Origin of the sequence: Corynebacterium sp. HMSC056E09, from assembly GCF_001813425.1 — a bacterium.
Lineage (GTDB): Bacteria > Actinomycetota > Actinomycetes > Mycobacteriales > Mycobacteriaceae > Corynebacterium > Corynebacterium hesseae.
Genome location: NZ_KV812507.1, coordinates 24,952 through 44,935 on the forward strand (window position 1 = coordinate 24,952; position 19,984 = coordinate 44,935).

Consider the following 19,984-nt stretch of genomic DNA (forward strand, 5'->3'; position numbering starts at 1 on the left):
CATGGCCGAGCACCAGAATATGGTCCGTAAATGGCGTAGGTGGCTCGAGATGTCTCAAGCTGACCTCGCTGAACGGGCGGGCGTGTCCCGCCAAACAATTGCCAATATCGAGCGCGGCAACTACTCCCCATCTGTGTACCTAGCTCTCGATATTTGCCGTGAACTAGGAAAGACCGTCGAAGAAATCTTTGGAGATGAACAACATGATTAACGCCCTTGCCAACTACACGCTCCGCGAAATTGATCGCGCCTCCCACGACGAATTCGAACGCGAAACTTGCTACAAGGCCCTCGCCATCAGTGTTTCCCCGACGATGTTCCTCGAACTCGTTGCAGCAGCCATCCTTGCCTGGGTCCTCCCTGGTCAAATGAGCATGCTCTGCTTCCTCGCCATCGCGCCGTCTGTCATCGGCAATGCCATCGGCACGGCATGGCTACGCAAACGCGTCGCTACCCCGCTTGTGGGTCGTAATTGGTCCGCCATGGCCGTTTACTTAATACCGGCAATCGCGATGTTCGCGGGAATCGCCTATAACGCCTATGCGCCTGCCGACGGCCACAATCCCACCGCTTATCTAGCCGGCACCGCAGTTGGCGCTATCGCCGTCCTCATCCTCGCCCCATTCATCCGCCGCCATCAGCACCGCCGCGACCAAGAGCGCCTCGACGCCGAGCTCGACGACTAGGCAGCTCTTCCCCGCCCACCTTCCTCCATCCCGCCCTTCGCGCTCACCGCGGACGGCGGGTTCCTCTATTTTGCAGGCGCCGGTGAGCGCCAAGGGAGAATAGGGCCACGCCGAACCAGGCGTCGAAGTGCATCTCACCCCGCCATCTCACCGGTCAAACCGCCAGCACGCCCCTTCGCACCCAACGGTAGCAGTAGCTACCGAATTTATTGGACGCCCGTGAGCGCGAAGGAGGCATTTCCACCAATTACCCCTAAGCGCTCACCAGGGCGATGGAGCGCTGCCTCGTCGTGTTTCCGGTGAGCGCGAAGGGAGCATCTGCTTGCCGACGCCCCCCTTCCCGCTCACCGCAGCATCGAAAAGACCCCACCGGCCGTCGCTGGTGAGCGCGAAGGGCAGGCGGGGCGAAGGGTCGATTTTAAGCCGGTTCCGTCTCGTGGACCACGACCGGCGCCTTGGGCTTCGAGCGGAAGGTCCACAGCTTGTTGAAGATGAAGTTAATCGGCATGGCTACCACGATTGAAATGGCATTGGCCCAGTAGTACATCGTGCGGAAGCCGGTAGAGTCGTCGAAAATATGCGGCGGCAGCTGCAACGGCGAGGTCGGATTCATCAGCAAGTACTGCACAGCAAGAGTTACCAAATACGCGCCAATGCCCGTAATGAGGAACGGGAAGAAACCCCGCAACCACGAGACTTTGCTAACGGATTTAAAAGTCCACATGCGGTTGAGCTGGTAATTCCACGTATTCGCAACGAGGAAGGCGATGGTGGAAAAGAGCATGAACCAGCGCACGTGAAACTGGGTGCCGAAGAGGTTGAACATCGCGTCATGCGGCGTAGCGCCGAACCAGGACAATCCACACTTTGCGGCCAGGATTGAAACTGCAATATTGACCAACGCGCCCGAACCGCCAACCAGACCGAACTTAATGAACTGGCCAAAATTCGAGGCAAAGCGAGCAAAGCTCAGATCCGCCATGGACACGCCCTTCGTACAAAATGCTCAAATATGATGAATAAAACTTCGTTTGAGTTTAGTCCCTCATTCAGCACAAACTAAAACGCACGCCGCATTAGCGCCCAATCTCACAGCTGAAACTCCCGGTTGCGGCCGGTAACTGGATCGCTAAAACTCAAAGCGACATGGGAAAGCAGCAGCGGCGTGGAGAAATCATAAAGATCCAAGCCTCGATCCACGGGATAAGTATCATCCCCCACAATCGGATGTCCCAGGTGGTTAAGTACCACGCGGATCTGGTGGGTATGGCCGGTGAGCGGCCATACATCGGCAGTCGTTCCACTAGCACGCACGCGGGTCACCGTAGGCGTACCGGTGGAATCCACGAGGACCTGACGTTCACCACGCACGCGCCGCATCCCCAGCCGTACAGTGCCGTCGAAGGAGAAGGGCGCGGCCACCTGAGCCCGGTAGTGCTTCACCACCGCACGCTCCTGAAAGAGTTGCTGATACGCAGCGCGCGTGCGGGGATTGCGCGAGCACAGCACCAACCCCGAAGTCAACCGGTCCAGCCGCTGCAGCGGCACGATGGAGTCCTCATTAAAGTCCACGCGCAAGCGTGTCTGGAGCGTCTCGCGGACGATGCGACCATTCGACGTCGTGGGTAAGAAGTGCGGCTTGTCCGCGACTATCAGGTCCCCGTCCTCATATACCACCCGGTAATCAAAGGGAATGGGCTCTTCGGAAGGTACCGAGGGGTGATACCACGCCAGCGTAGGGCCAGGCAACACCGTGCCGGGCTCCAAGCGAGTGCCAGGAGAAAACGCGGAATCGCCCGCCTCACCTGCCCAATAGGTAGGTGTGGCGGGCACAGTGCCGGTGAGCATCACCTTGCGCGGGCTAATCCCCTCCCGCGCCGGCGGGCGAAAAGCCACTTACTCAGCCAAGCGCGCGACGGCCGCTGCAATGCGCTCGTCCGTACCGTTGAGGCCAATGCGCACGAACTGCTCGCCCGCTGGGCCATAGAAATCACCCGGTGCAACGAGGATGCCGCGCTCGGCCAGCCAGTCGACGGTCTCGCGGCAGTTCTCACCGCGCGTTGCCCACAGGTAGAGCCCAGCCTCGGAGTGCTCGATCCTAAAACCAGCTCCGGTCAGCGCCCGCATGAGATCCACACGGCGCGCGGCGTAGCGTTGGCGCTGGAGGGCTTCGGAGGGGTCGTCGTCAAGCGCGGCAACCATCGCCGCCTGGATGGGGCCCGGAACAATGAGCCCCGCGTGCTTACGCAGCTCCAGCAGCTCGGCGATGAGCTTGGCATCGCCCGCAAAGAAACCGGCGCGATAGGAGGCCATGTTCGCGCTCTTGGACAGCGAATGCATGGCGATAAGCCCGGTATTGTCGCCATCGGTCACGCGCGGGTCCAAGATGGACACCGGCGGGTTCTCATCATCCCAACCCAAGCCCATGTAGCACTCGTCCGAGGCCACGATGGCATTGTTCACGCGCGCCCAAGCGACGATCTCGCGCAGCTTCTCGACGCCCAGCACCCTGCCCGTCGGATTCGACGGCGAGTTGATGAACACGAGCGACGCATCCTGGAAATCCTCGTCGGCGCGCAACGGCTTAGCACCGGCCAAGAGCGCACCGACTTCATAGGTGGGATAAGCCACCGTCGGGAAAGCCACGGTCTCACCGCGCATGCCCAGCAAAGTGGGCAGCCAGGCGATGGCCTCCTTGGTGCCGATGACCGGCAGCACCGCGTCCACGTTCATGGTGTAGCGGCGCTCAAGTGCCTTCGCGATGGCCTCGCGCAGCTCCGGAGTGCCCTGAGTCTGCGGATAGCCGGGAGCCTCGGCCGCTGCGGACAGCGCTAACTGCACGCCAGGGGCAACTGGATCAACGGGATTGCCCACCGATAGGTCAACGATCCCGTCCGGATGCGCCTGGGCTTTCTTCTTGGCACCGGCAAGCGAGTTCCACGGAAAATCCGGAAGCGTGCGTCCAAGCGGCGTGCGGCTCATACTCTACTCCTGGTTCTGGGGTGGGAGCTTAGCGATCATCGGGACGTCAAAGTCCTGCGGTCCAAGTGCTGCTGCGCCACCCGGAGAGCCGAGATCATCAAAGAAGGCAGCGTTGGCGTCGTTGTAGTCCAACCACTCATCCGGGACGTCATCCTCGTAGAAGATGGCCTCCACCGGGCAAGCCGGCTCGCAGGCGCCGCAGTCCACGCACTCGTCTGGGTGGATGTAGAGCATGCGCTTGCCCTCGTAGATGCAGTCGACCGGGCACTCTTCAACGCAGCCGCGGTCCATCACGTCGACGCAGGGCTGCGCGATGGTGTAAGTCATAAGGTGTTTAAACTCCTGTGTGTCACGGGTTTTCTACGAATAACAGTATGCTACTCCGAGGCGAAAAATGGCCAAACGCTGCCCGCGATTCCCGCGGCGAACAGCAGCAGGCTGAGAATATTATTGGCCAGCAGGCTGCCCTCCCCGAAGGCGGCTCCCAGCATGAACGCGAGAAAACCTGCGACCCAGGCCAGTCCTGGCACGCCTGCGATGTAGGGATTCTCACTCCACAGACGCGCTGTGCGAGTCAACACCCCGTTGAACCAGAAGGCGATGAGGATGGTGATGGGAAAGGCCACGCTGGCCCCGTCAAACCACGGCACCCGGGCGGTAAGGTAGACCACCTCGAGCGTCAGCGAGCAGAGCGCTCCCACGACCAGCCACACCAGGCCACCTATTTGCTCGCCGCGAGAGAAGTCTGTGCGAATGGCGCGCTCGGTCACTTCTCCCCCAGCAATGAGTCCTGCGGCTCTCCCTGACCAAGCTGGTAGAACTCCTGGCGCAGCAGCGGCATCGTGAGCAGATTGGACAAGGCATAAGCGGCGGGGACTTGGGCGGGGTCCTGAAGTCCCGCCTGGGCGGAGTAGGGGTTGACGGTGGTGAGGGAGCCGTCGGCAAGCCAGATCTGCGTGGCGTGCGCCAGCATGGCTGCGCGCTTGGCAGCACGTGCCGCGTCGCGAAGTTCATAGGTCACGTCACAGCCGGCGTTGGTGAAGTTGTCCAGGTACGCCTTGTCCGGCAGGCTCCAGCCTTCGGGCGGCGTGATGACCTCCAGACCCCGATAGTGCGCCGCGCGCTCGAAGACCGCCCACCAAATGCGCTGCTCTGGTGCGGCGGCCGCATGCACAGCCTTGTGCACCGCGATGTGGTCTGGGTGACCGTAGCCGCCGTCCGGGCCATAAGTCAGCACCGCGTGCGGACGCAGTTGTTCAAGGTGGCCGCGCAACAGGTCTGCTGCTTCCTCCACACGGTTGACCAGGGCCCGCGGGTGATCATGGGCGGCGGAACCTTCCATCCCGGAGTCGCGAAAATGCCCGAAGCCGCCTAGCTGGATGCCATCAACGCCTAATGCGTCGAGCGCGTGCTTAAGCTCCCAAGCGCGGAACCCTCCCAGCTGATCTGTTTCCGCGAGGCCTTGGTAGGGCTCGCCGATGATTTCGCCCTCCTCCCCCAGCGTCGCGGTAATCACGGTGACCTCCGCACCGCGCGCGGACAAGTCCGCCAACGTGCCGCCTGTAAAGAGCACCTCATCATCCGGGTGCGCGTGAACGGCCACGACACGGTAGCCGGTGAGATCCTTATTCATCGTCTTTCCTCCACTGCGGTGCACTAATCAGACCGGAGTCCCAGTCCTTGATGCTTTGTCCGGGGCCAACAATACCCTTGCCCAAAGCGTGGATTCGCACCTCATTAAGCAACGGGACGAAGAGAACTTCTTCTTTGTTGAGGTGCTCCACCTGCTCTTGAGCCGCTGCGGAGTCGAGCTTTCCCGACAAAATATCGGTAGCAGTCTTCGCGGACTCTTCAGGGCAGAACCCCGACTGCGTTGCCGCAGGCCGTGTGGGCGTTGCACACACGAAGTAGTTAGCCAGACTCAGCGCATCGATGCCGTTTTCGTCCCACGCCACCACGGCATCTACCTTGCCAGCCGGGAGCAAGTCAGAGGTTATGGTAGTCGGGCGTTCGGTGACGACCTCCGCGTCGATGGCCTTGGCTTGCAGCACGTCCACGATGGTGGTGGCCGCAGCCAGGGCAGTTGGATTGAGGGGATCCGCGGCGATGCGCACGGGTTTGCGGCCCGCACGCTCACGCAGCGGGGCAAGTTCTGCGTTGCTATCGAAGGGATTCTCCCCCGGTTCGAGCTCCGAAGCGCGGCCGGTGGCAAGCCGGGCCAGCTGGTCGGTGTTGAGCAGCGAAGCCAAGGCGCGGCGTTGCGGCTGTTCCTCGAGTGCGCCCTCGGCGGCCGACATCTCCAGGCGGAGCTGACGCTGCCGGGTCACCACACCGGTATTGACGTTGCTGAGCAGGCTCAGATTCTCCAGGGTGGTCTGCTGCGGGGTGAAGTCAGCAAACCCAATCTGGTGCGAGCGCAGCATGTTCACCGCCTGTGCGGTATCGCGCACAGCGCGCAATTGGATCACGTCGATATGTGCGGGATCCTCTCCCCAGAACCGGTCATTGCGGTTAAGCGTGATAATCCCTCGCCCGCGGTCCATCCCCTCGACGAGGTAACGTCCAGCAGAGGCTGGGATACCCTCAGCTAAGGCCGAGGTGAAGTCCTTGTCCTCCAGCACATGGGAGGGCAATAGGTGGGCAAAGAGCTTGTGCCAGTCCTCCACGCGGTGGTCGAAGTCCACGGTGACCACTCGCCCATTACCGGAAGTCCGCACGGCCGAAATTGCCCGGTAACCGGACACGTTTTTAGCGCCCGGAGTGCGCGTGATCTGGGACCACAAATAATTGAAGTCAGAGCCTGTGATCGGCGTCCCATCGGACCATTGCGCTGGCGCGGCGATGGTGTAGCGCACTCGCATGGCAATGCTGCCCGGAGCGTCGATTTCCTCGGCGGATTCGAGGACATCCGTGTCCATCTGGTCCCCGTGGAAGGCCGAGGGCAGCACTAGCTCCGCGATTTGGTTGACCAGTTCCGAATTATTCGCCACGAGGTGCGGGTTAAGCCCGCCGCGCAGCGGGTCCACCCCAATGGCCACGGTGCTGCGCTTCGGCAGTGCGTCTTCCTCGGGTGCTTTCTCCGGCGGCGGACTGGTGGTGCTTGAGTTCGTGGGCGTGGCGCTGCGATCTTCCTCGTCCACAACCGGCGGCGGCCCGGGGTTGGCTTGGCATGCAGTCAGCACGGCGGCTGCGAGAATGACTCCGAGCCGGGGCAGGAAACGGTCCACTCCACACAACCTTTACGTCCGGAAAACTCTTCCGCGCTATTTTAATACCCCGGGGCAGGTGGTCCTAGCGGTGGGGCGCCGCTTGGCGACGCCCACAGCGGCCTACTTGTTGAGCTGCTTAGCGCGTGCGGCCGCGCGCTTGCGGTCGGTGGCAGACAGTTCAACCTTGCGCACGCGCAGGACCTTCGGGCCCACCTCGACGCACTCATCGGTGCCACAGAACTCCAGCGCCTCATCGAGGGACAGGGTCTTGGCCTTAGCCAGCGTGACGGTGGCGTCGGCGGTGGCGGAGCGCATGTTGGTCAGCTTCTTTTCCTTGGTGATGTTGATGTCCATATCCTCATCACGGTTGTTGGCGCCGACGACCATGCCCTCATAGGCCTCCATGCCCGGCTCCACGAAGAAGTCACCGCGGTCCGCCAGCTGCTGCAGAGCATAAGCGGTGATCTGGCCGGAACGGTCGGCCACGAGCGAGCCGGTCGGGCGAGCCTTGATGTCTCCGGCCCACACGTCGAGACCATCGGAGATGGAGTTGGCGATGCCAGAGCCGCGGGTCTCCGTCAGGAACTGGGTGCGGAAGCCGATCAGGCCGCGCGCTGGGACGCGGAAGACCATGCGGACCCAGTCGCCCTCGCGGACGTCCATGGACTGCATCTGGCCCTTGCGGGAGGCCAGCAGCTGGGTGATGGCACCCTGGAATTCCGATGGGGAGTCGATGGTGAGCATCTCGTAGGGCTCCATGGTCTTTCCATCGATGACCTGGGTGACCACCTGCGGCTTGCCGACGGTCAGCTCGAAGCCCTCGCGACGCATGTTCTCGATAAGCACGGACAGTGCCATCTCGCCGCGGCCCTGTACCTCCCATGCATCGGGACGCTCGGTCGGCAGCACCTTGATGGAGACGTTACCGATGAGCTCCTGGTCCAAGCGGGCCTTGACCATGCGGGCGGTCAGCTTGTCGCCGCCGCCCTGGCCTGCCATCGGGGAGGTGTTCACGCCGATGGTCATGGAGATAGCCGGCTCGTCGACCTTAATGCGCGGCAGCGGCTTCGGGTCCTCGACGTCGGCGATGGTGTCACCGATCATGATGTCGGAGATACCGGAGATAGCCACGATGTCGCCGGCGATGGCCTCGGTGTCCGGCTGGCGCTCGAAGCCGACGGTGCGCAGCAGCTCGGCCACCTTGACCTGCTTGACGTGCATCTCGCCCTCGTCGTCGTAGTGCATCCAGGCCACCTGCTGGCCCTTCTTGATGGTGCCGGAGTAGATGCGCAGCAGTGCGATACGACCCAGGAAGTCGTCGGAGTCCAGGTTGGTCACGTGGGCCTGCAGCGGGGCGTCGACCTTGGCGGAGGGCTCAGGGAGGACCTCGTAGATAACGTCGAAAAGCGCCTGCAGGTCGTCGGCGTTAGGAACGTTGCCGTCACCCGGGTTTTCGGTCGAGGCCTTGCCCTCGCGGCCGGAAGCGTAGAGAACCGGCAGGTCCAAGAGTTCCTCGGCGGCAGCGGCTGCTTCCTCATCTTCGAGGCCGGCAGCGATTTCCAGCAGAAGATCCTGCGCTTCGGTGACGACCTCGTCGATACGGGCGTCGGGGCGGTCGGTCTTATTCACGCAGATGATAACCGGCAGCTTGGCTTCCAGTGCCTTGGTGAGCACGAAGCGGGTCTGCGGGAGGGGGCCTTCGGAGGCGTCGACAAGCAGCACGACGCCGTCCACCATGGAGATACCGCGCTCGACCTCGCCGCCGAAGTCGGCGTGGCCCGGGGTGTCGATAACGTTGATGATGAGGTCCCCGCCGTCCTTGCCCAGGCCCTTGCGGTGAATGGCGGTATTCTTCGCCAGAATGGTGATGCCGCGCTCGCGCTCCTGATCATTGGAGTCCATGACGCGGTCCGAGTGTTCGCCATGGTCGCCGAAAGCGCCGGACTGCTCCAGCATTCCGTTGACGAGGGTGGTTTTACCGTGGTCAACGTGTGCGACGATGGCTACGTTACGGAACTCAGTATTACTCACGTGTGGGGTGCTCCTTTAAAGCATGATGCGTTAGCGGTATGAACGGCCCTTAAATATACTCTCTAGCCCTTTCATGTGCAGCATCGCGCGCATCGCACGCATTAGCGCGCGATGTAACGAAACGATATCAACAGCCGACATACCGCACAGTAGGTCTCTATTTAGAGTTGACTACGCCAAAAAAGTGAATATTGTGGCAGCAGATACTATTGTGACGCATGTGATTTAGTTTCCTGCCGCCACGTTCCCATACCCAAACACAAGGATTTTCCATGGCCCTTTCCGAACAGCGCTCTTCCCGCTCCGCCCGCCGTGGCGTCGCCGGACTAACTGCTGCCGTGATGATGGGCTTCCTCAGCATCACGCCAGCACATGCCGGCGCCCCCGATCTCTCCTCGCTGGTGAACATTCCACAGAGCAGTAGCCCGCTGGACAGCCTCGGCCGCCCCACCCCGGAGACGCAGGAGCGTGTTCGCGCTTTCGCGGCACAGCCATGGATCCCGCAGGAGGCCCGCAGCGCCATCCTCACCGCCCTTAACTTCTCCGCCGGTGACGGCGGCGAAGGCGGTGTGGCCCTGCCGGAGGGAAACAACCCCGGCTTCCGCCAGTTCTACTGGCCTACGGTCTCCGCGCAGTGCATCGGCGGGCAGGGCGATTCGGTGGGCTCCGCCATCGCCGTGCCTGGCCCGACCGATATGCCGGCCCCAGGCGCAGGCGAAGGAGAAACCGTCTTCCTCTTCACCGCGCTAGGCACCCCCACCGCCGCTGAGCAGCAGGGTGCCATGAGCGTCCAGTGGTTCAACCTGGATACCTTCCAGTTCGGCACCACTCCCCTGTTCAACAACGGCATCAACGCCGATGGGCCGACCACGGTCTCGGGCCGCGCAGCAACGGGCAAGGGCACCGTCGTGGCGGTCCTCTCTGGCGCGGTCAACACTACTGAATCCTCGTGTTCTTTCCCACCTACCGCGGCTTACCTCGAGGTGAACTAATGAGCACTGACCTGCACCCAGTCAAGCAAGAAACCTTTAACACCACCGACAACATCAATGTCGACCCGAAAGGTTTTCAGCGGGAGGTAGACACCTACCGGGTCACCGACTTTGGCCTTTACATGGCCCGCGGCGCCAACCACCCGCGCTTCGGCTACCTTGAATCCTGGTTGCTGCCGGAGCTGGGCCTGCGCGCCAATATCTTCCACTTCCGCGAGGGCGTGGATGTCCACCAAGATTTCTACATTGACGTCGCTGATATCGACGTCGACGGTGATGTGTGGACTACCCGCGATCTTTATGTCGACTTGGTCTCCACCTCCGGCGAGCCGGTTGATGTGCTCGACATCGACGAGCTAGCCGCCGCAACCTCCAACGGCCTCATCAGCGCCGAGGAGGCCGAGCGCGCCATGGAGCGCACGCTTACCGCCGTCGAGGGCATCACACGCTACGGCGATGACGCCATGAATTGGCTGCGCACGCTGGGCATGGAACTTACCTGGGCAGAAAATGTGGAGCTCGTTCCTGCCGAGTAACCTAGGGTAAACACTTACCCCTACACCACAAGGAAGTGAGCCATGGCCGGTGGCCTTTTTGCCCTGCTTGATGACGTCGCCCTGATCGCCCGCTCCGCTGCCTCCAGCGTCGACGACGTAGCAGCATTGGCCGGAAAGACCTCGGTGAAAGCAGCGGGAGTCGTCGTCGATGACGCCGCTGTCACGCCTCAATACGTCCAAGGCGTCGAGCCGCAGCGAGAGCTGCCGATGATTTGGCGGATCACCAAGGGCTCGCTCATCAACAAGCTCGTCATCATCCTGCCTATTGCCCTGATCCTGTCCTGGATCGCTCCTTGGGCGCTCACCCCTATCCTCATGTGCGGCGGCACATACCTATGCTTCGAAGGCGCGGAAAAGATTTTCCATGCTATCCTCTACCGCGGCGAGGAGGAGCAAACCGTAGAAGAAAAGGGCGCCGACGCCGAAGATTCCCTGGTCAAATCCGCGATCACCACGGACCTCATCCTCTCCGCCGAGATCATGGTGATCTCCCTCAACGAGGTCATCGACCAGCCCTTCTGGCTGCGCCTCGGCGCCTTGGTTGCCGTCGGCATTCTCTTGACCTTAGGTGTTTATGGCGCCGTCGGGCTCTTGGTCAAGATGGACGATATCGGCCTCGCCCTGCTCAAGCGCCACGATGGCGATTCGGCCGTGGGTACCGCCTTGGTCAAGGGCATGCCCATCGTGCTCAACATCATCGGCATCATTGGCACCGCCGCCATGCTGTGGGTCGGCGGCCACATCGTGGTCAAGGGCTTGAGCGAGTTCGGCGCTGAGCAGCCTTATGGCTTCATCCACCACGTGACCGAGAGCATCAGCAATGGCGCGCTCGCCTGGTTGGCGGACACCGGCTTGTCCATGTTGTGCGGCTTTGTTCTCGGCTCCGTTATCGTCACCATCATCATGGCGGTCAAGGCCACCGCGGAGCGCGTTAAATAAACATCGCGAGGGACACTGCCATGACCGCCATACCGGCGATGAGGCCGTAGATGGCGCAGTGGTGTTCGCCGGTCTCCTCCGCCGTGGGCAAAAGCTCATCCAGGGAGATGAACACCATGATTCCTGCGATGACGGCAAAGCTTATGCCAAACGTCATCGGGCCAATGAACGGCATGAGCAGAGCGAATCCGATAATGGCGCCGACAGGCTCAGCGAGCCCAGAAATCGTGGCCCACCAAAATGCCTTCGTGCGCGATCCCATGGCACTGCGCAAGGGAACCGCAACCGCAATACCTTCCGGAATGTTGTGGATGGCGATGGCCACCGCAACGGGGATCGCAATCTCGGGGGCTTCGAGGCCCGAAAGAAATGTGGCAAATCCCTCGGGGAAGTTGTGGATGGCCAGTGCGAAGGCGGTGAACATGCCGGTCTTCATCAGCCTCTTGCGGCGTGCTTCTTCCTCTGTAGTGGCCGGCTCGTGCGGGTTAATCTCCTCGGGAACGAGGCGGTCGATAATGGCGATGACCGCAATGCCGGCGAAGAACGCCGCCATCATCGTCCACGTGGCAGTGGCCTCTGCCCCAAGGGTGCTTTCCAGCTTCTCTAGGGACTGCGGCAGGATCTCCATAAAGGAGACGTAGAGCATCACGCCCGCAGACAACCCCAGGGCTGCGGCCATAAACTTCGGCCCGGGCTCGCGCTTGCCGACGGCCAGGGCGGCACCGATGGACGTCGACAAGCCAGACAACAGCACGAGGCTGAAAGCAAAGGCGATGGTGGCTAGATCCATAGTGGGAAACTATAGCCTGTCTGTGCTGTCCTCTGGCGGTAGCGCAAGTGACTCGCCGTCCTTGACTGTCGGGTCGTCGTCGGTGTATTCGCCGGTTTCGTAGTCATAGCCCACGGCGTGTCCATCTTCATCCGTGCGCGCGTACCACGAGGTAGCTTCAGTTACGGTGAAATTGGATTGGTACTTTAGAGCTATCAACCAGCCAAAGCCAAACCAACATATTATTGTTAAATTTTAGAATTCTACTATGAAGCAACTCTTTAACAAGATTGTCCCACAGAGAAGAATGGGACTGATCCGATCATTAATTCTTGTAGCTCTGGTACTTGCGACCACGGTTATTGTTTTTAGCCAATTTCGTGCAACACCACCCAAGAAAATCACCAATGCAACGATCTCCGCTGCTGAATGGGACCCGTATATCGGCCCGAATCTACGTAATGACGGTCCAGTAGCGGAAATGATCCGAGACATTTTTCGTATGCAGGGGATACAAGTTAGCTTTAGCTACTCCGACTGGGCATCAGCGGAACGTGAGGTTTTGGACAACGTTTCGATAGGCGTAGCCCCTGTCGTCGATGCTCCCCACAGAAAAGAATACGGAAGCTACAGCGACCCAATCCTTTCCTTCTCATACGTCTTATTCGGTAAGCAAGGAAACAGCATTAAGGAGAAAACCAAAAACGACCTCAGCGATATACGCATTGGAAGAATTTCTGGTTACCAGTACTGGGACGAGCTCGACAACTCTGGAGCCTCATTCTCCACTTTCAACGACGGCTATGAGGCGTTTAACGCCTTAGCCAACGATCAAGTGGATCTCGTTGCAGAAGGAAGCATTGCGGGGAACACAATTCTAGAGAGCCCCACGTTCGAAGACAGCGCCGATCTGTATGAAATCGTCGAGCTGGACCCCAACTTAAGCTCCGATACCAGAGGCTTACACCTTTTCATGAATAGTTCTAACGAATCGAAACTCCTCATGTCCCAATTCAATGAAGGATTAAGAAAATATAAACAGACAACAACATATAAGACTCACCTAAAAGAAGTCGCAGACGCAGATACCCAAGTTAGTCTCTCCACCGGAGATAATCGAGCAGTTGAAGTCTATTCCGCGCAGAACGAAATGCTGATCGGCCGCACTCCACGCGGCACGGAAGGGATCCTACGACATTGGCCAAGTTCGGACGGCGAAATGGCCGAGGTTAAAATCACCTCAGGTCCTTTTTCCGGCCGCATTGCCAAGATTCATATTGATAACCTAGAGGTAATTAATGGCTAAGTTTAGGTGGATGGCACCGATTTACCTCGGCATCACGTCTTCGCCAGGAATTCGTGATAGGGCTAAGACTGATTACCTTGCATTCCTAAAAAACACGGTCCAGGAAACTGAACTGGATTCGCTCGTCTCACCACGCTCGGCCGCGGATCAACGATTAGCAGGCTGGGCAAAGGCCGCAGCCTCAGAACATCCTTGGTCACAAGAAGTGCTTGAAGGTACACAGCGCATCCAGCACCCCGAAGCCGCTGATGGAATTGAACTAGTCGGTGAAATCGCAGAATGGACTTTGTATGACCATGGCGTTCTGATCGCGACTGGCCAGGTCGATGTAGATGACTCATTGATTCGCAAATGCGTAGAAAGTGGCGACATAAACCCGGTCGAAGATCAGATTCGGGAATACTGCGAAGCAACGACCAAAACTCTAGCCGAGGACATCAGCAGAGCCCTCATTGATACCTGGTCTAAAAAGCTCAACAAGAATGCAGAGCAATTCGTAGCACTAGACTCCTATGTGGCTGCTGAACCACTCTGGGTGACACGTGCAATACAGCTCCCCCGTTCGAACGACTTACTTACTAGGTTTGCTCAGCTTTGGGTATCGGGCGTGGATGACGAGAACATAGCTGAATTTGATGAACTCAAAAAGGGCACACGCGCACAGGTTGCACGATGGATGAATCATATTCACGCTTTAGAGTATCCCGAGACAAACAATGCAAAATGGTCAGCACTAAAGCATGCTCAGTTCTTTTGGGCAGCCTTACAGAAGGTAGACCACCGCTTACGCAGTATATTAAATACTTCTATGGCTCCAAAGGGTGAAAATGCGCTACCTAAATTGCGCCATGAACTAAACGACTCCGTTAATTCAGCTATAGAGTTCATACTTATGTACGATGAGTACCGCCAATACTCATCCCGACAAAAAATGAATTATGTAAATCAATACTTGAAAGCTTGGAATTTCGAAGATGACCTTTACACACCGGTCAATCGAAAGATAGAGCTATGCAAGGCACAGTTGGATCACCTTGCAACTCAGCAGCAAGAGCAGTCGGCAGTTGTAACTGATGTTATACTTCTCGGAATTGGCCTTACCTCACTACTAGCCACTGCGGTCGGGCTAGTTCAATTTGGCCGCGACGCAGCTTCTGACCCTGAACAAACCATGTTCGACCTTGGCAGCGGCAGCATCACTTCTTGGCTCTCTTCCCAACCGATGGATGCTGTCGTGCTGCTATCGCTGGCGATATCCATGCTGCTAATGTTTCTATTCGCATGGCATCGTCGACAAGGTCTATAAGATGTCTACAGCTCTTTTGACTGCTGGTCTTCGGTTTTGTCTTGACGTGCAGTTCTGGTTCCCGACGTGGTTTTTTCTTCTAAAGCACCAAGGTTTTAGCACTTCTGAAGCCGTTCTCGCCGATGCGGTTTTTCACGGGGTCTTACTTATTTCAGAAATACCGGCGGGACGACTCGTCTCATCACTTCGAAGAACAACAAGCATTAAGCTCGTATGCGCCTTTACGACAATAGTGTTTCTCCTCCTCCCATTCACCCCGAATCTACCCGCCCTAGTCCTCACCTGGACGGCATGGGGATTCTTGTGGGCTATGGCGTCTGGCCTAGACACCGCTTATACCTGGGAACTCGCCGAATCTAATTACGTCGATTTTCCACCGCACAAATTTCTGTCTCTCATGAAGATTGTCAGCGGTACTTCGGTTGCACTCTCGATAATTTTTGCGGGGTTTCTCTTTGAAATCTCTCCACCGCTTCCCTTTTTGCTCACTGCTTTCTTATCAGCGATGGGTCTTACATTATCTTTTTGGTTACCTAACCCACCAAGCGTTAAGTCAAAGACTAATCATTCGCATTTTAACGAAATAGTTCGGGGAGAACCCCTACTCCAGTTTGGCATCTTAAGTTTATCTAGCATTATTACTGTAAGTATTTCGATTAGGATTTTGTTCCAACCTGTGGCTCATGACGAATCAATTCCACCATCAGTAATCAGCTTTTTCTACGTATCGATCGCTGCCGCCTTTTCAGCCGGCCAGGCCATAGGAGCTTGGTTTTCAAGCCATACGGTCAGACGTACAGTAATGTCTCACTCAGTTCTATTAATCGCTATCTCTTTCGTCTATGTATCATCTGGGTTGCTGTCAAATTATAGCATCCCGCTGGGATCCCTTTTTATTATTTTAGGTTCAGTAATTTGTGGATTTTCTACCACGTTTAGCGAGATAGTTATCGCCACCTACTCCTCTTCAGAGTTTCGAGTTACTGCCCTTTCAATTGCGTCCGCCATTAGCGGAGCAGCACTACTAGTTTTACGACCAATCCTGGTATGGCTTTATGATTCTTTCGGAGTTGTTTGTGCGTTTATGACTTCTGGTTTAATGTGCCTCGCCTTGTTAATCGGCACACGACTATTTTGGAAATGGAGAACAACTAGATTTGAACATCCTCCTGCGTAAGCTTGAGACAAGTCCGTCGATTCCCATCTGACCCACGAGGTGACTGTCGCAACCATGGCGCTATATCCGCTAGCTCCTTCTTATTTTGGTGTCGAGCACGTCGCGGTTCTTGAGCACGTGAACTTCTCCACCGCGTTGAGCATCCCTGGGTTGGCGCAGGAGCCTGCGCTCGTCGACGTTTCCTTGCTCCCCGACCCCACCACCGGGGGCTGGCGCGTACATTCAGATTTCGGATTCTTGGGTTCACTCGATGGTGCGGAGTCCGCAGAGTATCCCGCCCTAAATCGACTGCGCACGGCGGCGATGAACCCGGCGACGCATGCCACCGTCGACATTGTCGACGGCGAGGTGGAGATCGCCCTCGCTTTGGGGCTCGACCCGTGGATGGTTCCCGCCAACAACCAGCCTGCGGGTACCGCGCTGCTCAGTGGCGGGCAGGGCGCTCTTGTTCGCGTCGCGGAAGGCGAGCTCACCGCATATCAGCTCCGCACGATGGGTACGGAACAGTTCTTCGTGACGCTCGTGCTTCTCGACGACACCGTCCTCGCCACCCACGACAACCTCGTCCTCGGACCGTGCGCGGAGCTCTCCGATGCCCCAGCGTTGGCCGCCGCGTTCGCGGCCGCCACACAAACCAGTGCCTCCCTTGCCGCCCGTGCTTATGCTGGCGCGGGCCGCATCGCAGTGGACTTTCCAATAGACCCCGAAGCGCTCTTCGCCCCCGCAGTCCCGCCGTTGCCGATCGACCCGAACAAGCCTGCCATCCCGCCAGTGCTCAACCCCAATGCCGATTGGGAGTTCACTGCCCCGGCCGATCCCCTTACCTCACCGCTGCCGGCCGGTCCACGCGCCTTCACGTCCCCCAAAGACACCTTTTAACTGGCACCTTATGCGCTTAACCTAATACACTGAACTGGGGTTTCCCCGAAAACCGGCCCCAAATGGTGCCTTTACTTTGGTTCCTTTGCCCCTGCCGCGCGCACGAATCGCTTTCCGTCGACTAGGCGCGTCGCACCCGTAGCGTCGAGGTGCTCCAGCACCGGGATGGCAACCCGGCGCGTCGTTCCAAGTGCCTTGCGCGCCTCCGAGAGGGTGAAGGGCTGTTCCAACTGTGAGACCACGGCGAGTGCCTCGCGCGGAGCTGAAGGCAGAAGCACCACACCGTTAGCCAGCCGGAGCAGGCGCCCAGCGCGTTCAACAGCGGCCAGCTCTTTCGGTCCCAGGCCCAACTCTTTGAGGTCTTCCGCTTCCGGGGCAGCAAAGGGGTCTTCACGCAGTTGCTGCTCGAGTTCCGCCACTCCCCTCTCCGCGGGGCCAAGGTCGACTGTCTGCCCGGGCATTCGCAGTACGCCATCAACTGTCTCGAGCTTGGCAGCTGCTACCGCCAGACCTAACAAGGCCGGCTCGGTTAGTCCCAGTGCATCCATGGCCGCTGCCTTCGTCAGCCCCGGGGAGAGCGGATTCGCCTTGGCGTGGGCTTCCACAGTCTGAATCAAAGACCTTTTCCACGCAGTGACCTGGCTGGCGGCGATCCACCAGTCGCGGAACTCAATGACTCCCGCTGGCTTCTCTGTCACCGAAAAGCCATCGCGCACAAGACCACGCAGCTCCGCGTAGCCACAGCGCTTGAGCCACTGGGCCGGGCTCGTGGCTTCTAAAGTTTCTAGCTCAACAGCGCGCTTCTTGGCATCGCCGCGCCTATTCAATTCAGCTGGGTGTACATCCACCACCTCAAAACCGGCCACGACGTGCCGCCCGCCCGGACTGCGCACCACAAACCTATCGAGCAAAGTAAGCGGTAGCGGGCTTTCCAGAGTCAACCGCGCGAACTCACCTCCTAAAGGCCGCAGCCGCGCTCCCACTCCCGCGGTGCCGATGTGCACCACGAGGTTCTGTGGAAGCTCGCTCATGTTAGTACCGAACGTTCGCCGCACATCCACGGTGTCGAGCACACGCCAGCACCCAGGGCTAAGCAAAGCATCTCCGCGATGAACCTGGTCCGCGGCCACCCCGCGCAGGTTGAGCGCTACGCGCGTGACGGGTGCAGCGCTGTCCACTGCCCTGTTCTCACTGTGCACCCCACGCACCGTGGCGCGTTGCCCACTGAGCTCAAGGTCATCGCCAACCGAAACCGTCCCGGCCGCCAGCGTTCCCGTCACCACGGTGCCAGCACCCTTCACGCTGAAGGCGCGATCCACCCACAACCGCACGCGCGCCTGCGGATCCGGCGCGGGCATAGCAGCAAGCACGCTATCCAATTCGGCACGCAGCTTCTCCACGCCTTCGCCGGTCTTTGCGGAGACGTAGACAATGGGGGCGTCGGCAAGCGCTGTTCCAGCCAGTTCTGCCTTGACCTGTACGGCGACCTCTACCCGGCGGGCAGTATCAGCCCTATCAGCACGAGTCAGCGCCACCACGCCGTGCTCAATTCCCAAAGCGCGCAGAGCATCGCGGTGATCGGTGGACTGCGCCTGCCAGCCTTCATCGGCCGCCACCACAAAGAGAACCACCGATGCCGGCCCCACCCCGGCCAGCATGTTGCCCAAGAACTTCTCGTGCCCCGGCACATCGACAAATGCGACGTCCGCGCCCGAGCCCAGCCTCGTCCACACAAATCCTAAATCGATGGTCAATCCGCGCCGCTTTTCTTCCTCCCAGCGGTCCGGTTCCATCCCCGTCAGCGCCTTGACCAGGCTCGACTTGCCGTGATCCACGTGCCCCGCAGTGGCCACTACATACACCTAGATCACCGCCCGCAATGCCGCGATGAGCTCGGCATCCTGTGCCTCCGGCACACACCGCACATCCACCAGGCAGCGCCCCTGATTCACGCGCGCCACCACAGGAGGCTCACCCAACCGCAACGGCCGTGCCAACTCCTCTGGCAACGCCACGGCCCACCCCGGTAGCGGCACCTCGGGTGCCCCGCCACCGCCGACGCGTCCGGCGTGTTCGACGACCTCACCGCCAACTGCCGCTGCCACCTTCTCCGTGCGCTCGCGGTGGCGCTGCGGATCAATGTGGAGCGCGTCCTGCACGGCGTTGGAGGGCGTGGACAGAGAGGCCTCGAGCGCGTTGAGCCGTAGCTTATCGATGCGCACCGCCCGCGCCAACGGATCTTTCTTGCACGCAGTAATCGCTTCCTTTGCACCGACGAGCACCCCGGCCTGCGGGCCGCCGAGCAGCTTATCCCCTGAAAAGAGGACAACGTCGGCGCCATCGCGAAGAGCCTCGCTGGCGGAGGGTTCTGCCGGCAGCGCGTCATCTGGTCTAAGCAACCCCGAACCGATATCCACGATGAGCGGCAAGTCGGTGAGCGCACGAAGCTCAGCAACCGATACCGAAGAAGTGAACCCACTGATCAGGAAGTTGGAGGGATGCACCTTCAAGATGGCTCCCGTGTCCTCCCCCATCGCCCGCTCATAGTCCGCCAGGTGAGTGCGGTTCGTAGCGCCGACCTCGCGCAAGCGGGTGGCCGTGGACTCGATGAGCTCGGGCAAGCGGAATCCCGCGCCAATCTCGATGAGCTCACCGCGGGAGATGATGACTTCCTTGCCAGGGGCCAAGGCCGCCGTAGCCAACAGCAGCGCGGAGGCACCGTTGTTCACTATCAGCGCATCCTCCGCGCCGGGGCATGCAGCCAATACCGCATCAACGGCCGCGCGGCCCCTATCTCGTGAGCGCAGGCCGCTGTCCAGATCCATCTCAACGTCCGTATACGATGCCGCGGACACTAGCGCATCTACCGCTGCCGGCGGTAAAGGAGCCCTGCCCAAGTTCGTGTGGATGATGACGCCAGTGGCGTTGATGACGTGGCGCAAGGAATATGGCTGCACAGCATCGAGCCTGGTGGCCAGCTCCTCCTCAATCTGGGAGGGGGCGAGGGAGCCGGAGCGGGCGTCGGCAAGCACGGCGTCGATGATCCCGCGCACCGAGTGCGGCGCCAGGCGGTGGTGGGCATCCTGCACCGCCGGGTACTGGAGGATCTCATCCATCTTCGGGATAAAGCGGCGGGGGTCAGTCATCAAAG

21 protein-coding genes are annotated in these 19,984 nt (G+C 59.6%); 9 read left to right on the plus strand and 12 right to left on the minus strand.

All coding sequences use genetic code 11. The features are described from left to right. The first annotated feature begins 1 nt into the window (after nucleotide 1). A complete protein-coding gene (locus HMPREF2912_RS13095; protein WP_070562868.1) occupies nucleotides 2–211 on the plus strand; it encodes a helix-turn-helix transcriptional regulator in 210 nt (69 codons plus the stop codon). After that, a complete protein-coding gene (locus tag HMPREF2912_RS07945) occupies nucleotides 204–686 on the plus strand; it encodes a hypothetical protein (protein ID WP_070597048.1) in 483 nt (160 codons plus the stop codon). The genes HMPREF2912_RS13095 and HMPREF2912_RS07945 overlap by 8 nt, the downstream gene beginning before the upstream one ends. Before the next feature lie 418 nt (nucleotides 687–1,104). Here the strand turns inward: HMPREF2912_RS07945 and HMPREF2912_RS07950 are convergent, their stop codons facing one another. The 8 genes from HMPREF2912_RS07950 to typA form a co-directional block, all read right to left on the minus strand. Beyond that, nucleotides 1,105–1,668: a GtrA family protein gene (locus tag HMPREF2912_RS07950; protein ID WP_070562861.1), complete on the minus strand. Its 564-nt coding sequence runs from the start codon at nucleotides 1,666–1,668 to the stop codon at nucleotides 1,105–1,107. Nucleotides 1,669–1,775: 107 nt separating this feature from the next. After that, nucleotides 1,776–2,582, minus strand: a complete 807-nt coding sequence (locus HMPREF2912_RS07955; protein ID WP_070597047.1) for a pseudouridine synthase — start codon at nucleotides 2,580–2,582, stop codon at nucleotides 1,776–1,778. Then, nucleotides 2,583–3,668 carry a succinyldiaminopimelate transaminase gene (gene dapC / locus HMPREF2912_RS07960; protein ID WP_070562115.1) on the minus strand — a complete coding sequence of 362 codons (1,086 nt, stop codon included), beginning with the start codon at nucleotides 3,666–3,668 and terminating at the stop codon, nucleotides 2,583–2,585. Nucleotides 3,669–3,671: 3 nt separating this feature from the next. Further along, complete coding sequence (gene fdxA, locus HMPREF2912_RS07965) at nucleotides 3,672–3,995, minus strand: ferredoxin (protein ID WP_070524905.1); 324 nt, start codon at nucleotides 3,993–3,995, stop codon at nucleotides 3,672–3,674. A 50-nt stretch (nucleotides 3,996–4,045) separates the two neighbouring features. Beyond that, entirely contained in the window at nucleotides 4,046–4,438 is a 393-nt protein-coding gene (locus tag HMPREF2912_RS07970; RefSeq protein WP_070562118.1) for a hypothetical protein, read from the minus strand. Further along, nucleotides 4,435–5,301: a PIG-L family deacetylase gene (locus HMPREF2912_RS07975; RefSeq protein WP_070562850.1), complete on the minus strand. Its 867-nt coding sequence runs from the start codon at nucleotides 5,299–5,301 to the stop codon at nucleotides 4,435–4,437. Before HMPREF2912_RS07975 ends, HMPREF2912_RS07970 begins: the two co-directional genes overlap by 4 nt. Further along, nucleotides 5,294–6,895, minus strand: coding sequence for an ABC transporter family substrate-binding protein (locus tag HMPREF2912_RS07980; RefSeq protein WP_070562847.1), 1,602 nt, complete (start codon nucleotides 6,893–6,895; stop codon nucleotides 5,294–5,296). The genes HMPREF2912_RS07975 and HMPREF2912_RS07980 overlap by 8 nt, the downstream gene beginning before the upstream one ends. Before the next feature lie 102 nt (nucleotides 6,896–6,997). Further along, nucleotides 6,998–8,908, minus strand: a complete 1,911-nt coding sequence (gene typA / locus HMPREF2912_RS07985; protein WP_070524897.1) for a translational GTPase TypA — start codon at nucleotides 8,906–8,908, stop codon at nucleotides 6,998–7,000. A 272-nt stretch (nucleotides 8,909–9,180) separates the two neighbouring features. Here typA and HMPREF2912_RS07990 point away from each other — a divergent pair, with 272 nt between their 5' ends. From HMPREF2912_RS07990 to HMPREF2912_RS08000, 3 genes are read left to right on the plus strand one after another with little or no spacing between them, the layout of a single operon-like run. Continuing rightward, nucleotides 9,181–9,900 carry an Rv1157c family protein gene (locus tag HMPREF2912_RS07990; RefSeq protein WP_070562844.1) on the plus strand — a complete coding sequence of 240 codons (720 nt, stop codon included), beginning with the start codon at nucleotides 9,181–9,183 and terminating at the stop codon, nucleotides 9,898–9,900. Continuing rightward, a complete protein-coding gene (locus HMPREF2912_RS07995; RefSeq protein ID WP_070562841.1) occupies nucleotides 9,900–10,436 on the plus strand; it encodes a ribonuclease FAU-1 family protein in 537 nt (178 codons plus the stop codon). The genes HMPREF2912_RS07990 and HMPREF2912_RS07995 overlap by 1 nt, the downstream gene beginning before the upstream one ends. 42 nt (nucleotides 10,437–10,478) lie before the next feature. Further along, complete coding sequence (locus HMPREF2912_RS08000) at nucleotides 10,479–11,396, plus strand: DUF808 domain-containing protein (protein WP_070597046.1); 918 nt, start codon at nucleotides 10,479–10,481, stop codon at nucleotides 11,394–11,396. On the opposite strand, the gene zupT is transcribed toward HMPREF2912_RS08000, so the two are convergent. Together zupT and HMPREF2912_RS12890 are read right to left on the minus strand one after the other, a co-directional pair. Beyond that, complete coding sequence (gene zupT, locus HMPREF2912_RS08005; protein ID WP_070524888.1) at nucleotides 11,389–12,186, minus strand: zinc transporter ZupT; 798 nt, start codon at nucleotides 12,184–12,186, stop codon at nucleotides 11,389–11,391. The genes HMPREF2912_RS08000 and zupT overlap by 8 nt on opposite strands. A 9-nt stretch (nucleotides 12,187–12,195) precedes the next feature. Then, nucleotides 12,196–12,384, minus strand: a complete 189-nt coding sequence (locus HMPREF2912_RS12890; protein WP_141746412.1) for a hypothetical protein — start codon at nucleotides 12,382–12,384, stop codon at nucleotides 12,196–12,198. Nucleotides 12,385–12,433: 49 nt separating this feature from the next. On the opposite strand from HMPREF2912_RS12890, the gene HMPREF2912_RS08010 reads away from it, so the two are divergent. From HMPREF2912_RS08010 to HMPREF2912_RS08020, 4 genes are all read left to right on the plus strand, one after another. Next, nucleotides 12,434–13,471, plus strand: coding sequence for a substrate-binding periplasmic protein (locus HMPREF2912_RS08010; protein ID WP_070562834.1), 1,038 nt, complete (start codon nucleotides 12,434–12,436; stop codon nucleotides 13,469–13,471). 10 nt (nucleotides 13,472–13,481) lie between these two features. Beyond that, entirely contained in the window at nucleotides 13,482–14,777 is a 1,296-nt protein-coding gene (locus tag HMPREF2912_RS08015) for a hypothetical protein (protein WP_141746411.1), read from the plus strand. A 397-nt stretch (nucleotides 14,778–15,174) separates the two neighbouring features. Beyond that, nucleotides 15,175–15,954 carry an MFS transporter gene (locus HMPREF2912_RS12895; RefSeq protein WP_141746410.1) on the plus strand — a complete coding sequence of 260 codons (780 nt, stop codon included), beginning with the start codon at nucleotides 15,175–15,177 and terminating at the stop codon, nucleotides 15,952–15,954. Nucleotides 15,955–16,008: 54 nt separating this feature from the next. Further along, nucleotides 16,009–16,833 (plus strand): hypothetical protein, encoded by an 825-nt coding sequence (locus tag HMPREF2912_RS08020; RefSeq protein WP_070530361.1) that lies wholly within the window; start codon nucleotides 16,009–16,011, stop codon nucleotides 16,831–16,833. A 71-nt stretch (nucleotides 16,834–16,904) separates the two neighbouring features. Here HMPREF2912_RS08020 and selB read toward each other — a convergent pair whose 3' ends face one another. Beyond that, a complete protein-coding gene (gene selB, locus HMPREF2912_RS08025) occupies nucleotides 16,905–18,695 on the minus strand; it encodes a selenocysteine-specific translation elongation factor (RefSeq protein WP_070683799.1) in 1,791 nt (596 codons plus the stop codon). Then, a complete protein-coding gene (gene selA / locus HMPREF2912_RS08030; protein WP_198531058.1) occupies nucleotides 18,696–19,979 on the minus strand; it encodes an L-seryl-tRNA(Sec) selenium transferase in 1,284 nt (427 codons plus the stop codon). It lies immediately after the preceding gene. Nucleotides 19,980–19,984 lie beyond the last annotated feature (5 nt).